We start from the raw sequence: 14,529 nt of genomic DNA, 5'->3' as shown, positions 1-14,529 counted from the left end.
CCATGATACGCCTCATCTCTCTCTTGGCCCTGTGCCTCGCCAGCATCCTGCGTGCGCAGGATTCCGGAGTGCAGGTCAGCTTCCTTGCCGAGTCCGTGCCGGATAGCCTCGGCCAGGTCCAGATGGTAGCGGACAAGCATCAATCCGCTGCCTTCGATCTATCCACCACCAATATCTCCCAGCCCATCGTCGCGCCGGCCCGCAGCTTCAAGCTTCGTAAGGCGGGCAAGGACGAAATCGTTGCCTCCGTGGCTCTGCCCGCCGCCGGCAAGGCCTTCATCGTCCTCCTCGTCACCGCCAGCGAGGCCACCTACACGCCCGTTGCCATTCCCGCCAAGGATCCTTCCTTCAAACCGGGAGACATCTACTTCTACAATCACACCGACAAAGCCATCACCGGCAAGGTCGGCACCACCACGCTCTCCCTCGAACCTAACAAAGGCCAAGCCATCAAGCCCCAGGGTGCCGAGGACAACGCCTACGAAGTCGCGATGAACGCGCAGGAGGAAGCGGGCGAGCGGGCCATCACCAAGACCCGCTGGCCCGTCGATAAGAACATGCGCTCCTACGTCCTCCTCTTCGTCAATCCCGCCAACAAACGCATCGACTTCCGGGCCATCGACGAATTCGTCGCCCCGGACAAGCACGCGAAATAGCAGCGCGATCTTCGGTCGGAATCAGCGCACCCGCTCCAGGAACCAAGCGAGCAAGCCTTCCACTGGCAGCCGCTCCTGCTCCATCGAGTCGCGGTGCCGGATGGTCACCGTGCCGGTGTTGGCCGGATCGTTTTCGCCGAGCGTATCGAAGTCCACCGTCACGCAGAAGGGCGTGCCGATTTCGTCTTGGCGGCGGTAGCGTTTGCCGACCGCAGCGCCTTCATCGTAGAAGACATTCATCCACGGCTGCAGCTGCTTCTGGATCTCCTTCGCGATGCGGACCAGCTCGGGATTGTTCTTCAGCAGCGGGAAAATCCCCACCTTGATCGGGGCCATGCGCGGCACAAAGCGCAGCACGGTGCGGATGTCTTCCTTGCCCTTGTCATCGGTGAGGGTTTCCTCATCGAAGGCTTCGCAGATCAGCGCGAGGATCGTCCGGTCGCAACCGGCGGATGGCTCCACCACATGCGGCAGAAGCTTCTCCTTGGTCTCCTCGTCGAAGTAGAGCAGCGGCTTGCCGGAGCCCTTCTGGTGCACGCCCAGATCGTAGTCCGTGCGATACGCCACGCCTTCCAGCTCTTGGATGCCGAAGGGAAACTCGTATTCGATGTCGTAGGTCTTCTTCGAGTAGAAGGCTCGCTCGCCATCCGGCACATCCAGGATGTGCAGCTTCTCGCGCGGGATCCCGATCTCACCGTAGAAGTTCAGGCGCGCTTCCAGCCACTCGTCGGTCAGGCGCATGCCATCTTCCGGGCGGCAGAAGTACTCGATCTCCATCTGCTCGAATTCACGGCTGCGGAAGGTGTAGTTCCGCGGGTTGATCTCGTTGCGGAAGGACTTCCCGATCTGCGCGATCCCGAAGGGCAGCTTGATCCGGTTCGAATCCAGCACGTTCTTGTACTGTACGAAGATCGACTGCGCCGTCTCCGGACGGAGGTAAGCATCCGACGATGGATCGTTGTCGTCCGCGGACGCACCCATCTTCGTCTTGAACATCAGGTTGAACTCTCGCGGCTCGGTGAGAAGGCTGCCATTGTCCGGGTTGAAGGACGTCGTCCCCGTCACCTCCTCGCGACGCTCCTCAATCAGCTCCAGCTCCTTCGGGGAGATCTTCTTGTCCGGCATCAGCTCGCCGTAGAATTTCCGCGCCGTCTTGTGCGACTCGATCGGGTCCTTGCCCGGCGCCACCAGCACTGCGAAGGCACGCTCCACGCTCCAGCCAGTGGCCTCGTGCTTCGCGCCCTTGAAATACACCGCCGTGCCATCCTGTGCCGGCACCTGGTCCGCGCGCAGCCGCGCCTTGGAGAGCAAGCAGTCGCACATCGGGTCACTGAAGCTATCCAGGTGGCCGGAGGACTTCAGCACCTGCGGCATCGTCAGGATTGCCCCGTCCATGCCCAGCACATCATCGCGCTCCTGCACCGTCTTGCGCCACCAGTAGTCCTTCAGGTTGCGCTTCAGCTCCGCGCCCAGCGGACCGTAGTCCCAGCAGCCGTTCAGACCGCCGTAGAGCTCACCGGCTTGGAAAATGAAGCCGCGGCGTTTGCATAGGGAGACGATTTTCTCCATGCGGGCGGGGTCGGTGAAGTCCTTGTTGGCCATAGGAATAGGGTCGAGCGGCTCGCTCGGGGCGCGGATGGAATCAGGCCCCGCCCCCCGCGGCAAGGCGCGATTCTGCCTCGAAAATGCCCCACAAATGCCTGCCCACTGGGTGCGCTGGCTTTAGCCGGCCCGAGCCCACGCGCTCCCAAGCCTAGTTTGCGCTCCCGGAATACCCACCTAACTTCCCCCTCCCACCACCATGCTCCGCCCCTTTCTCGCTCTTCTCCTCCTCGCTACCTCCCAAGCCGCTGAGCTGGAACAAGTCGCCGCCTTCGGCAAAAACCAGCCCATCGGCATGGCCGTCGCCTCCCGGCCAAATCGCGTCTTCGTCTCCTTCCCGCACCGCGAGCCCTTCCTCCACGCCCTCACCGAAATCATCGGCGGTGAGCGCCAGCCCTTCCCGGACCCCGAGTGGAACCGCTACGACACCACCGCGCCGGATACCCACTTCATCAACGTCCAGGACCTCTTCGTCGATAAAGCCGATCACCTCTGGGTCCTTGATTCCGCCCCTGGCTCCGCCGCCTCCATCTTCGGAAAGGAAAGCGGCCAAAAAGGCGGCTACTTCAAACTGGTCCACATCGACCTCGGCAAAAACGCCGTCGTCAAAACCTACGACTTCCCCGAGCTCCCCAAGGACAAGAGCGCGCTCAATGACGTCTGTGTCGATCTCAGCCACAATCTCGCCTACCTCTCCGATCCTGGGCTGAAGGCCATCGTCGTCCTCGACCTCGCCAGCGGCAAATCCCGCGTTGTCCTCCAGGACCATCCCTCCACCCTCGCGACTCCCGGCTTCGTCCTCCACCTCGATGGCAAGGACGTCGTCGATGGCGGTGGCCACCCCTTCTCCTCAAACGTCAATGGCATCGCCCTCACCCGGGACGAGAAGTACTTCTACTACCGTGCCATCAACCAGACCAAGCTCTACCGCATCGAGACCCGTCACCTCGCCGATCCCGCTCTAACAAACGACGACCTTGCCAAGCACATCGAGACCGTCGCCGAGACCGGCGTCTGCCACGGGATGGTCGCCGATGCCAAGGGCAACATTTACATCACCGACTCCGCCAACCAGTCGCTGAAATACGTCACCCCCGACGGCAAAGTCGAAACCCTCGTCAAAGACGAGCGCCTCGTATGGCCCGACTCCCTCGGCATCGGCTCCGATGGCTACCTCTACCTCACCTGCGCCCAAATCAACCGCCGCCCCAACTACAACAACGGCGAAGACAAAACCGATTACCCCTACCGCGCCTACCGCGTGAAACTCCCCTGAGTCTCCAGCCCTTCCGGGTGTTCCGCGGATTTCGCGCCCTTTCGCGGTTCTAGAAAACCACCCGTCAAACCCTCACAACAAAGTCCCCTTCAAAATCGCCTGCGCAGACACGAAATAAATCACCAGCCCGGTCACATCCACCAGCGTCGCGACGAAAGGTGCCGACGAAGTTGCCGGGTCCAGACCCAGCCGTCGCAGCAGGAATGGCAGCATCGATCCCGATAGCGATCCCCACAGCACCACGCCCACCAGCGATACCCCGACCGTCGCTGCCAGTAGCGCCCAGTGCGGTCCATAGATGTCGGAGAACATCGACCACACCGAAATGCGGAGCACCCCGATCGTCGCCAGGATCAGCCCGAGCGAAAGCCCGCACAGGATTTCGCGGCGCATCACCCGCCACCATTCGCGCAGCCCCACTTCACCGATCGCCATGGCGCGGATGATCAGCGAGGCGGCCTGTGATCCGCTATTGCCACCGCTCGAGATGATCAGCGGGACGAAGACCGCCAGGATCGCGGCCCGCTCGATCTCATTCTCGTAGTGCCCCATCGCGGTCGCCGTCAGCATCTCGCCGACGAAGAGGATCACCAGCCAGACCGCCCGCTTCCGCACCAGCCTGCCCAGCGAAATGTCCAGGTAGGGCTCGTCGAGTTGTTCGACACCGCCGAGCTTCTGGATGTCCTCGGTCGCCTCCTCTTCGGCTACGCTCAGGATGTCGTCACCGGTCACGATTCCCACCAGGCCGCCGTGACCATCCACCACTGGCAGCACCGTGCGGTGGTGCTTCTTGAAGGCGGCCACCGCAGTCTCGCGGTCATCCGTCGCGCTCAGCGAAATGCAGACCCCGTCGCGTAGCTCGCGGACCTTCGTCTCCAGCGGGCAGAGCAGGAGTTCCCGGATCCGCACGTCATCTACCAGCTTGCCGCCGCCGTCCACCACGTAGAGCACGTTGAGCGTCTCGCGATCGCTTCCGTACTTGCGGATGTGGTCCAGCGCTTCTGAAGCGCTCCACTCGTCCCGCAGCGTCAGATATTCGGAGGTCATCAGGCGCCCCACGCTATCCTCCGGGTAGTCCAGCAGCCGCAGCGCCACCGCCCGCTCCGCGGGAGAGAGCGCGTTGATCAGCCGCGCGCAGACCTGGGTCGGCAGCTCCTCCAGCAGTGCCGTGCGGTCGTCCGGGGACATCGCATCCAGCAGCGCCGCTGCCCGCTCGTCTCCCATCGCCTGGATCAGCGACTCCTGGACCTCCACCGATAGGAATTCGAAAACCTCATTCGCCAATTCCGCAGGCAGCAGCCGGAAAAGTGCGACCTGCTCGGTCGAGTCGAACTCCGAGATCACCTCAGCCGAATCCGCCGGGCTCAAGCCACCGAAGGCAGCCCGGATGCTCACGAAGTTCCTCGCGGCCAGCAGTTCCGCGAGCGCCTTGGTGACGAACTCCCTGTCCATGCCGCTGCCATGGCCTCTTCCCCGCGTCCGGGCAACCCCAATCACCCGTGGGACTCCGCTTTTTGACACTTTCTTGACGCCTTCCCGCCCCCCTTTGACTCCCGCTCTCCGGATCCCGTGGGACCATGGCTCCATAGCCATGAGCGATCTCATCTATCTCATCCTCACCGCCGGCTTCTTCTGTGCCGCCCTCTCCCACGCCCGCTTCTGCGGCAACCTCTAAGCCACGTTCCCATGGAAACCTTCATCATCGGCCTCATCGCCATCGCCCTCCTTGCCTACCTCTTCGCCGCCATGGTCCGGCCGGAGAAGTTCTAAGCAACATAACACATCCCGCTCTCCATGCACCCCAACGACTGGCTCCAGCTCGCCCTCTTCCTCGGCATTCTCGCCGCGCTCACCAAGCCCATCGGCATCTACCTCTGCAAGGTCCTCGATGCCGATGGCAAAACCTGGCTCGACCCCATCCTCCGCCCCCTTGAGCGCCTCACCTACAAGCTCATGGGCGTCGATCCCCGCCGGGAGCAGGACTGGAAAGCCTACACCTTCTCCATCCTCCTCTTCAGCGCTGTCGGCGTTTTCTTCACCTACGCCATCCTCCGCCTCCAGCACCTGCTGCCGCTGAATCCGCAGCAGCTCCCCGCGCTCAGCCCCGCCCTCGCCTTCAATACCGCGGTCAGCTTCACCACCAATACCAACTGGCAGAGCTACGGCGGTGAATCGACCATGTCGTACTTCTCCCAGATGGTCGGCCTGACCTTCCACAACTTCGTCTCCGCTGCCACCGGCATCGGCATCGCCGCCGCCCTCGTCCGCGGCATCGCCCGGCAGACTGCCAGCACCATCGGGAACTTCTGGGTCGATCTCGTCCGCAGCACCTACTACCTGCTCCTGCCGATCTGCACCGCCCTCGCGATCTTTCTGGTCTCCCAGGGCATCGTCCAAAACTTCAAGTCTTACGACGCCGCCCAAGTCCTGGAGCCCCAGGTCGTGCAGGTCGAAGATGGCAAGACTGTCACCATTGACACTCAGACCATCGTCCAGGGTCCCGTCGCCTCCCAGGTCGCGATCAAGATGCTCGGCACCAATGGCGGCGGCTACGCGAATGCCAACGCCGCCCATCCTTTCGAGAACCCCACGCCGCTCTCGAACTTTGTCCAGATGCTCTCGATCTTCGCGATTGGCAGCGGCCTCACCTGGTATCTCGGCAAGTCCACCGGCAATCAGGGCCACGGCTGGTCCGTCTGGTCCGCCATGATGATTCTCTTCGTTGCCGGTACCCTCGCCTGTTGGTGGGCGGAGTCGCATGGCAATCCCATCCACCAAGCCCTCGGGGTCTCTGCCGCTGACGGCAATTTCGAAGGCAAGGAAGTCCGCTTTGGCATCTTCAATTCCTCACTCTTCGCCGTCATCACCACCGCTGCCTCCTGTGGCGCGGTGAATGCCATGCACGACTCCTTCACCGCCATCGGTGGCTTGATCCCGCTCTTCATGATGGAACTCGGTGAAGTCGTCATCGGCGGCGTCGGTGCCGGCCTCTACGGCATGCTCGTCTTCGTCGTCCTCGCCGTCTTCATCGCCGGTCTCATGGTTGGCCGCACCCCCGAATACCTCGGCAAGAAGATCAACGCCTTCGAGGTCAAGATGGCCATGCTCTCCCTTCTGGTCCTCACCCTCACCATCCTCGGCTTCACCGCTTGGGCCACCGTCAGCGCCTGGGGCCAAGCGGGCCTCAACAACGCCGGTCCCCACGGCTTCAGCGAAATCCTCTACGCCTACAGCTCCGCCACCGCGAACAACGGCAGCGCCTTCGCCGGCCTGACAGCGAATCCAGCCAACGGCGACCCGCACTACAACGTCACCCTTGGCTTCGCCATGCTCATCGGCCGCTTCCTCATGATTGTCCCCATCATGGCCATGGCAGGGGCCCTCGTGAAAAAGAAGATCGCCCCGCCCAGTCCCGGCACCTTCCCCGTCTCCGGCACCACCTTCACCGTGCTCTTGATCGGCACCGTCCTCCTCATCGGTGCCCTCAACTTCCTCCCCGCCCTCGCCCTCGGCCCCATCGTCGAACACTTCCTCACCCAAGCGGGACAGCTCTTCTAACACGTCCTCTCAAATTTCAAATTTCGTCATTCCATGTCCACTCAAGCTCCATCCCTCTTCGACAAGGCAATCGTCCTACCTGCGCTCGGGGACTCCTTCAAGAAACTCGACCCCCGCCTCATGGTGAAGAACCCCGTCATGTTCGTCACCGAGGTCGCCGCCGTCCTCACCACCACCTCCATCTTCACCACCAAGGCCGACCAATCCTTCATCACCCAACTCGCCGTCTGGCTCTGGTTCACCGTCCTCTTTGCAAACTTCGCCGAAGCCGTCGCCGAGGGCCGAGGCAAGGCCCAGGCCGATAGTCTCCGCAAGGCCCGCAAGGACACCACCGCGCGCCGCTTGGTGAAGGGCACCGAAGAACAAGTTCCCGCCACCGCCCTCGAAAAAGGCGACCTCGTTGTCTGCGAGGCCAACGACATCATCCCCTCCGATGGCGAAGTCATCGAAGGCATCGCCAGCGTCGATGAAGCCGCCATCACCGGTGAGTCGGCACCGGTCATCCGGGAAAGTGGCGGCGACCGCAGCGCCGTTACGGGCGGCACCCGGGTCATCAGCGACCGCATCGTGATTCAGATCACTTCCGAGAAGGGCAATACTTTCATCGACCGCATGATCTCGATGGTCGAAGGCGCGAAGCGTCAGAAGACTCCGAACGAAATCGCGCTGACCATCCTGCTCTCCGCGATGACCCTGATCTTCCTCCTGGTCTGCATCACCCTCAAGCCCTTCGGTATTTACGCCGGCATGGAGTTCACCACTCCCGTCCTCGTCGCCCTCCTCGTCTGCCTCATCCCGACCACCATCGGCGGCCTGCTCAGCGCCATCGGCATCAGCGGCATCGACCGCCTGATCCGCCGCAATGTCATCGCCACTAGTGGCCGCGCCGTGGAAGCCGCCGGCGACATCGATGTGCTCCTCTTGGACAAGACCGGCACCATCACCATTGGCAACCGCATGGCCTCCGCCTTCCTGCCCGCTCCCGGCGTCAGCGAACAGGAACTCGCCGATTCCGCCCAGCTCGCCTCCCTCGCCGATGAAACCCCGGAGGGCCGCAGCATTGTGGTGCTCGCCAAGGAGCTGTTCAACATCCGTGGCCGCGACCTCCAGCAGCCTCACGCTGTCTTCGTGCCCTTTACCGCCCAGACCCGCATGAGCGGTGTGGATCTCGATGGCCGCAGCATCCGCAAGGGTGCCGCCGATTCGGTGAAGGCCTGGGTCGAACAACAGGGAGGGCAATACCCTCAAGACGTCGCTGCTTCCGTCGAGGCCGCTTCCCGCGCAGGTCGCACTCCCCTCGTTGTCGCCGATGGCAAGAAGGTCCTCGGCGTCGTCGAGCTCAAGGATGTCGTGAAGGGGGGCATCAAGGAACGCTTCGCCCAGCTCCGCAAGATGGGCATCCGCACCGTGATGATCACCGGTGACAACCCCATGACCGCCGCCGCCATTGCCGCGGAAGCCGGTGTCGATGACTTCATGGCCCAGGCCACGCCCGAGGATAAGCTCAAGCGCATCCGCGCCGAGCAGGCTGCCGGTCATCTCGTCGCCATGACCGGCGACGGCACCAACGACGCTCCCGCTCTTGCCCAGGCCGATGTCGGCGTCGCCATGAACACCGGCACCCAGGCCGCCCGAGAGGCTGGCAACATGGTCGATCTCGATAGCAATCCCACCAAGCTCATCGAGATCGTGGAGATCGGGAAGCAGCTCCTCATGACCCGTGGCTCCTTGACCACCTTCTCGATCGCCAATGACGTCGCGAAGTACTTCGCGATCATTCCCGCGCTGCTCATGGCCACCTTCCCGGCCATCGCCCCGCTCAACATCATGAAGCTGGCCTCACCGCAGAGTGCGATCCTCAGCGCGGTGATCTTCAATGCCCTCATCATCATCGCCCTGATTCCTCTGGCCCTGAAGGGCGTTACCTACAAGCCCCTCGGTGCCATGGCCATCTTGCGCCGCAATCTTCTCATCTACGGCCTCGGCGGCCTGCTCCTGCCCTTCGCCGGCATCAAGGCCGTCGATCTCCTCGTCTCCAACCTTCACTTCATCTGAACCGATCATGAACTCTTTCGCTACCCAGATCCGCGCCGCCGTCGGCTCCACCCTCGTCCTCGCCATTATCTGCTGCGGTGCCTACCCGCTGGTCGTGACCGCCATCGGCCGCACCGCCTTCCGTGACCAAGCCGATGGCAGTCTCATCAAGGACTCCTCCGGCAAGCTCCTTGGCTCGTCCCTCCTTGGCCAAACCTTCACCGGCGAGAAATACTTCCACTCCCGACCCTCTGCCGCCGGTGCAAGCGGCTACGATGCCACCAGCTCCAGCGGCAGCAACCTCGGCCCGACTTCGCAAAAGCTCGCCGACCAAATCAAGGAACGCATCGCCACCTACCGCAGCACCAACGGCCTCGCGGACAACCAGGAAGTCCCTGCTGATGCTGTCACCGCTTCCGGCAGCGGCCTCGATCCCCACATCAGCCCAGCAAATGCAGCCCTCCAGGCCCAGCGCGTCGCCACCGCCCGCAAGCTGCCCCTCGAACAGGTCCAAGCCCTCATCGCGGAACACACCGCCCAAGCTGACCTCGGGATCCTCGGCGACCCCGGCGTGAATGTCCTCAAACTCAACCTGGCGCTCGACGCCTTGCCGCGATGAAGCCTTCGTTCCGCATCTTCCTGGCCGGCTTGACCCTTGGCCTGCTCGCGGCCTTGGGTGGATGGTTCTGGTGGAGGGATACCGGGCAGCTACCGCTTCCGGACGAAAGGAAGGTCGCGATGGAAGTCCTCACCGGATCCCAGACCGGTCCGCGCTACTTCCATCCCGTGCCCAACGCCAGCACCCCGGATGAAAAGGGGATCCTGTGGATTTCCCCGGCCGCCGCCCGGGACCAAGTCGATGAGGTCCTCAGTGTCCGCGAGCTAAACGCCACCGCCAGGGACAAGATCCTCAAGCTGATCGACGAAACCTCCGAGCCGCACCCCTCCCGCATCATCGGCGGCGAGCGCATCAACCTCGCCAGGCTGAACCTGGCGTTGGACGGCATGAAATGAGCTCCGGCCGGCTGGCGTCGAATCGTGTTCCCCTATGACTGCGGCACAGCCGCCCTCGGACTGCTGTGATTATTCACAGCTCTCGAATGCATTTCACGGTACGCCCGCTCTATCGGAATGAACCAGCCTACCCGCTGCGCAACCGCCAGCCAACTCGTCTGCTTCCCACCACCGCATCCCGGCAGATCACATGGATTCCCCTTCCGCCTTTCCATTCGCGCCAGCCTGACCCCGCCCGCGGATACCTGCCTTGACCACACCGCGATGCAATCCATCATATGCCCATGAGGACGGTTAGCACCGAGGACTTCAGGAAAGCTCTCTACACGCTTGTCCAACAGGTCGAGAAAGGTGAGTCAGTCGAAATCGTGGCGGGCGACAGAGTAGTGGCTGTCATGAGACCGCCAACACCCCAAGAGGTGGAAGCTTCTGGGAGGAACAGCGAGGAAGCTGAAGAGTGCTGACAGCTTGCTGAACCTATGACTTCCGACCACCGCCCCGATCCCGATCTGCTCCTCGCGCAGGTGCAGCGCGAAGAGCGGAGCCGTCGCCCGGGCCGCCTCTTCATCTTCCTGGGCATGTGCCCCGGCGTCGGCAAGACCTACGCCATGCTCCAAGCCGCCCGCCAGAGGCACGCTGAAGGCGTGGGCGTGCTGATCGGCGTGGTGGAGACCCACGATCGCGAGGAGACCGAGGTCCTGTTAGATGGGCTCGAACTCCTGCCCCGCAAACGCATCGATCACGGTGGCCATCTCCTCGATGAGTTCGATCTCGATGCGGCCTTGACCCGCCGCCCTGAGCTTCTGCTCGTCGATGAACTCGCGCACACCAATGCGCCCGGCACCCGCCACAGCAAGCGCTACCAGGACGTGCTCGAATTGCTCGATGCTGGCATCGACATCTACACCACTCTCAACGTCCAGCACATCGAGAGCCAGGTGGACGTCGTCCGGCAGATCACCGGCGTCACCGTTCAGGAGACGGTCCCGGACTCGATCCTCGACCGCGCCCACGAGATCCAGCTGATCGACCTCAGCGTGGAGAAGCTGCTCCAACGTCTATCCGACGGAAAGATCTACCGCAGCGAGCGGGCCCATGCCGCCTTCGACGGCTTCTTCCGCGAGGGCAACCTGACCGCCCTCCGTGAGATGGCGCTGCGCTTCACCGCCGAGCGAGTGGACCGCGACATGGAGGACTTCCGCCGCGCCCGCCGCGACTCCAGCCCTTGGAAGACCAATGCGCGCCTGCTCGTCGGCGTCGCGCCCACACCCTACTCGGAAAGCCTGGTCCGCTGGACCCGCCGCGCCGCCGCCCGCATCGGCTGCCCTTGGATCGGCGTCTGGGTCGAAGGAATCCGCACTCTCCGCCCCGAGGAAGAGGAGCTCCTCGCCCGCGGCCTCGCGCTGGTCCGCAAGCTTGGCGGCGAGGTCGTCCACGTCACCGGCAACGACGTCGCGACCGCCCTTCTCGAAGTCGCCCGTGATCGCAACGTCGGCCAGATCGTCGTCGGCAAGTCGGACAAGAAGTCCTTCTGGAGATCCTCCCTGACCGATCGCGTGATTGCCGGCAGTGGTGACATCGACGTGTGTGTGGTACGGCCTTTTGCCGCAAAAAAGCCGCCTAAGACCCCCGACACTCCCCGTGCCACACCCCCTTGGAAAGATGGCATGGAGTCTATCTTGTTGACCGCCTTGGTGACCTTGGGCGCTTGGTTGGCCCTGCGTTTCACCGGCTACCTGGTTCCCGCCTTCGCCTACCTCTTCGCCATCGTCCTCGGCTCCATGCGCTGGAAGCGCAGCGCCACCCTCCTGATGGCTGCGGTCAGCGCGCTGACCTGGAACTACTTGTTCATCCCGCCGCGCTACACCCTCCACGTGGACAAGCCGGAGGACATGGCGATGCTAGCGAGCTTCTTCGTGGTGGCCCTCGCCATGGGCCAACTGACCACCCGCCTGCGCCAGCGCGAGCACGCCGAACGCCGCCGCCAGAAGCACACCGCGGCACTCCTCAGTGTTACCCAGCAGGCGGCCCTGAATCCCGAAGGCTCAAAAGGTTTGGAGGCAGCCCTGCGAGTCATCGAAGGCTACCTCGGCGGACAAGTAAGCCTGCTAGAGCGCCAGGACAACCACTCCCTCGGTCACCTCGCCCATACCGCCAGCGCCTTCCAAACGACTGACACTGAGTTTGCCGTAGCCGCTTGGGCCTTCTCCAATCACCAGATCGCCGGACGCTTCACCGACACCCTGCCCTCGGCGGAAGCCACTTGGTTCCCCTTGCAGACCGCCACCTCCACGATGGGGGTCATCGGCCTCCAGCACGAAGCGAACACCATGGTGTTCACGGAACGACAAGCCATGGAGTCCTTCGCGCTCCAGCTCGCGCTGGTCCTTGAAAAGGAACACTTCATCCAAGCCGTCCAGCACGCGGAACGCCTCGAAGAAGGCGAAAAACTCCGCCGCGCCCTGTTCGACAGCGTCTCCCACGAACTGAAAACTCCCATCGCGGTGATCCGCGCCGCAGTCGAAACCAGCGGCAGCCACGATCCGCGGATCGGCGAGATCGATACCGCTTCACGCCGCTTGCAACGCATCGTGGACAGCTTGCTCCACATGACGCGCTTGGAAGCCTCCGTGGTCGAGCCGAAGCTGGAATGGTGCGACATGAACGACATCGTCAGTGATGCGGTGGACACGGTGGGCGACGCTCTGAAACGGCATAAGCTCACGGTGGATTTGCCCGAGGACCTGCCACTGCTGAAGACGGATCACAACCTGTTGGAGCAGTGCTTCGTGAACCTCCTGCACAATGCGGCGGTGCATACACAGGAGGGAACGTCCATCGAGTTTATGGTGTCCAGACGCGCGCAAGGGATGGAGTTCACCGTCCGGGATCACGGCAAGGGCTTGGCAGAGGGAGAAGAGCACAAGGTCTTCGATAAGTTCTACCGTTCACCTGGCTCCGCTGCGGGCGGAACCGGCCTGGGGCTCTCGATCGTGAAGGGATTTGTTCGCGCGCTTGGCGGGACCGTCGTCGCGCGCAATCATCCCTCGGGCGGCGCGGAATTCTCGATCCGGCTGCCGGCTGAAACCATGGAGCCCACTGCTGCTGCCCTCGCGTCTGAACCGTGATTGCACTGATCATTGATGACGAGATTCAGATCCGGCGTTTGCTGCGGCTGGCGCTGGAGTCGCGTGGTTATGAGGTTCATGAGGCGGAAAACGGGCAGCTTGGCCTGCAAGCTTGCGCGGTGCACCGGCCGGATGTGGTGCTGCTAGACCTAGGCCTGCCGGACATGGACGGGATCGAGGTACTCCGGCGCTTGCGGGAGTGGAGCACTGTGCCCGTGCTGATCCTGTCCGTGCGGGATGAGGAGAAGGGCAAGATCGCGGCGCTGGAGAGCGGCGCGGATGACTACGTGACCAAACCCTTTGCCACCGGCGAGCTGCTGGCGCGTCTAACCGCGATCCAGAGGAGACATCATGGCAATGATACACCGGAGATCGTGTTCGGGCCGCTGTTGGTGAGGCTGGACCGTCACGAAGCGATCTTAGGCGGTGAGGAGCTGAAGCTGACCCCCACGGAATTCGCCTTCCTGCGTGCATTGGCGCGGCATGCGGGGAAGATCGTGACACAGCGGCAACTTCTGCGCGAGGTGTGGGGCCCACAGGCGGAGGAGCAGACACACTACCTGCGGGTGTATGCGAATTTGCTGCGGAAGAAGCTGGGGGATTTGCTGCTGATCCGGAATGAGCCGGGGATCGGGTATCGCTTGGTGGAGCCGCTTTAGGATTTCAAATATCGAAGATGAAGACCCGTTGTCCTTGGCTGCCTGCTGATCGTGAGCTTTATGTGGATTACCACGATAAGGAGTGGGGTGTGGAATCGCGGGATCCGCGCTACTTGTTTGAGATGATCAACTTGGAAGGCGCGCAGGCGGGCCTTTCGTGGTGGACGGTGCTGCAGAAGCGGGAGCATTACCGGAAGGTCTTCCACAACTTCGCGCCGGAGAAGGTGGCGAAGATGAAGGATGCGGAGCTGGAGAAGCTGGTGCTCGATCCGGGGATCATCCGGCACCGTGGGAAGATCGAGGCGGTGCGAGCGAATGCGCAGGCTTGGCTGGAGCTGGCGCAGCGCGAGGGCGATCCGGTGGAGTGGCTGTGGAGCTTTGTGGGCGGGAAACCGAAGGTCAATTCACCGAAGGGGATGGGCGAGATCCAGGCGAAGACGCCGGAGTCGGACGCGCTGAGCAAGGCGCTGCGGAAGGCGGGCTTCAATTTCGTGGGCAGCACGACGATGCAGGCCTTCATGCAGGCGGTGGGGATGATGAATGACCACACGGTGGATTGCTTCCGCTACAAAAAGAAGTGAGGGGCTTGGCGGCTGTGTTAG

Annotated in this window: 12 protein-coding genes; 10 read left to right on the top strand and 2 right to left on the bottom strand. The window is 62.9% G+C overall.

The window, feature by feature from the left end; genetic code table 11:
* The first annotated feature begins 2 nt into the window (after positions 1 to 2).
* Positions 3 to 656 carry a hypothetical protein gene (locus BV071_RS10960; RefSeq protein ID WP_035606385.1) on the top strand — a complete coding sequence of 218 codons (654 nt, stop codon included), beginning with the start codon at positions 3 to 5 and terminating at the stop codon, positions 654 to 656.
* Positions 657 to 677: 21 nt separating this feature from the next.
* Here the strand turns inward: BV071_RS10960 and BV071_RS10955 are convergent, their stop codons facing one another.
* Positions 678 to 2,258 carry a glycine--tRNA ligase gene (locus BV071_RS10955; protein ID WP_035606383.1) on the bottom strand — a complete coding sequence of 527 codons (1,581 nt, stop codon included), beginning with the start codon at positions 2,256 to 2,258 and terminating at the stop codon, positions 678 to 680.
* Positions 2,259 to 2,457: 199 nt separating this feature from the next.
* Here BV071_RS10955 and BV071_RS10950 point away from each other — a divergent pair, with 199 nt between their 5' ends.
* Complete coding sequence (locus tag BV071_RS10950; RefSeq protein ID WP_035606380.1) at positions 2,458 to 3,534, top strand: L-dopachrome tautomerase-related protein; 1,077 nt, start codon at positions 2,458 to 2,460, stop codon at positions 3,532 to 3,534.
* A 72-nt stretch (positions 3,535 to 3,606) separates the two neighbouring features.
* On the opposite strand, the gene mgtE is transcribed toward BV071_RS10950, so the two are convergent.
* Positions 3,607 to 4,986 carry a magnesium transporter gene (gene mgtE, locus BV071_RS10945; protein WP_035606377.1) on the bottom strand — a complete coding sequence of 460 codons (1,380 nt, stop codon included), beginning with the start codon at positions 4,984 to 4,986 and terminating at the stop codon, positions 3,607 to 3,609.
* Between the two features lie 94 nt (positions 4,987 to 5,080).
* Here mgtE and BV071_RS35320 point away from each other — a divergent pair, with 94 nt between their 5' ends.
* From BV071_RS35320 to BV071_RS10905, 8 genes are all read left to right on the top strand, one after another.
* The gene (locus BV071_RS35320) at positions 5,081 to 5,209 is read left to right on the top strand and encodes a hypothetical protein (RefSeq protein WP_265594322.1); all 129 of its coding nucleotides are present in this window, start codon (positions 5,081 to 5,083) and stop codon (positions 5,207 to 5,209) included.
* A gap of 119 nt (positions 5,210 to 5,328) precedes the next feature.
* The gene (gene kdpA, locus BV071_RS10940) at positions 5,329 to 7,092 is read left to right on the top strand and encodes a potassium-transporting ATPase subunit KdpA (protein WP_035606374.1); all 1,764 of its coding nucleotides are present in this window, start codon (positions 5,329 to 5,331) and stop codon (positions 7,090 to 7,092) included.
* Positions 7,093 to 7,125: 33 nt separating this feature from the next.
* The gene (gene kdpB, locus BV071_RS10935; protein WP_035606372.1) at positions 7,126 to 9,147 is read left to right on the top strand and encodes a potassium-transporting ATPase subunit KdpB; all 2,022 of its coding nucleotides are present in this window, start codon (positions 7,126 to 7,128) and stop codon (positions 9,145 to 9,147) included.
* A gap of 7 nt (positions 9,148 to 9,154) precedes the next feature.
* The gene (kdpC, locus tag BV071_RS10930; RefSeq protein ID WP_035606370.1) at positions 9,155 to 9,745 is read left to right on the top strand and encodes a K(+)-transporting ATPase subunit C; all 591 of its coding nucleotides are present in this window, start codon (positions 9,155 to 9,157) and stop codon (positions 9,743 to 9,745) included.
* On the top strand, positions 9,742 to 10,140 hold the full coding sequence (locus BV071_RS10925) for a potassium-transporting ATPase subunit C (protein WP_035606367.1): 399 nt from the start codon (positions 9,742 to 9,744) through the stop codon (positions 10,138 to 10,140). The genes kdpC and BV071_RS10925 overlap by 4 nt, the downstream gene beginning before the upstream one ends.
* A gap of 479 nt (positions 10,141 to 10,619) precedes the next feature.
* On the top strand, positions 10,620 to 13,268 hold the full coding sequence (locus tag BV071_RS10915; RefSeq protein ID WP_035606360.1) for a sensor histidine kinase KdpD: 2,649 nt from the start codon (positions 10,620 to 10,622) through the stop codon (positions 13,266 to 13,268).
* The gene (locus BV071_RS10910; RefSeq protein WP_035606357.1) at positions 13,265 to 13,927 is read left to right on the top strand and encodes a response regulator; all 663 of its coding nucleotides are present in this window, start codon (positions 13,265 to 13,267) and stop codon (positions 13,925 to 13,927) included. The genes BV071_RS10915 and BV071_RS10910 overlap by 4 nt, the downstream gene beginning before the upstream one ends.
* Positions 13,928 to 13,944: 17 nt before the next feature.
* Positions 13,945 to 14,508 carry a DNA-3-methyladenine glycosylase I gene (locus BV071_RS10905; RefSeq protein ID WP_035606354.1) on the top strand — a complete coding sequence of 188 codons (564 nt, stop codon included), beginning with the start codon at positions 13,945 to 13,947 and terminating at the stop codon, positions 14,506 to 14,508.
* Positions 14,509 to 14,529 lie beyond the last annotated feature (21 nt).

This window comes from Haloferula sp. BvORR071 (assembly GCF_000739615.1).
Taxonomy (GTDB): Bacteria; Verrucomicrobiota; Verrucomicrobiia; order Verrucomicrobiales; family Akkermansiaceae; genus Haloferula.
The sequence above is the reverse complement of the archived record's forward strand: the minus strand, read 5'-3'. Positions and strand labels throughout refer to the sequence as shown.

Excerpts from the sequence above, each read along its gene's own strand:
- BV071_RS10960 (WP_035606385.1), top strand. The coding sequence starts at position 3 with ATGATACGCCTCATCTCTCTCTTGGCCCTGTGCCTCGCCAGCATCCTG.
- BV071_RS10955 (WP_035606383.1), bottom strand. The coding sequence starts at position 2,258 with ATGGCCAACAAGGACTTCACCGACCCCGCCCGCATGGAGAAAATCGTC.
- BV071_RS10950 (WP_035606380.1), top strand. The coding sequence starts at position 2,458 with ATGCTCCGCCCCTTTCTCGCTCTTCTCCTCCTCGCTACCTCCCAAGCC.
- mgtE (WP_035606377.1), bottom strand. The coding sequence starts at position 4,986 with ATGGACAGGGAGTTCGTCACCAAGGCGCTCGCGGAACTGCTGGCCGCG.
- kdpA (WP_035606374.1), top strand. The coding sequence starts at position 5,329 with ATGCACCCCAACGACTGGCTCCAGCTCGCCCTCTTCCTCGGCATTCTC.
- kdpB (WP_035606372.1), top strand. The coding sequence starts at position 7,126 with ATGTCCACTCAAGCTCCATCCCTCTTCGACAAGGCAATCGTCCTACCT.
- kdpC (WP_035606370.1), top strand. The coding sequence starts at position 9,155 with ATGAACTCTTTCGCTACCCAGATCCGCGCCGCCGTCGGCTCCACCCTC.
- BV071_RS10925 (WP_035606367.1), top strand. The coding sequence starts at position 9,742 with ATGAAGCCTTCGTTCCGCATCTTCCTGGCCGGCTTGACCCTTGGCCTG.
- BV071_RS10915 (WP_035606360.1), top strand. The coding sequence starts at position 10,620 with ATGACTTCCGACCACCGCCCCGATCCCGATCTGCTCCTCGCGCAGGTG.
- BV071_RS10905 (WP_035606354.1), top strand. The coding sequence starts at position 13,945 with ATGAAGACCCGTTGTCCTTGGCTGCCTGCTGATCGTGAGCTTTATGTG.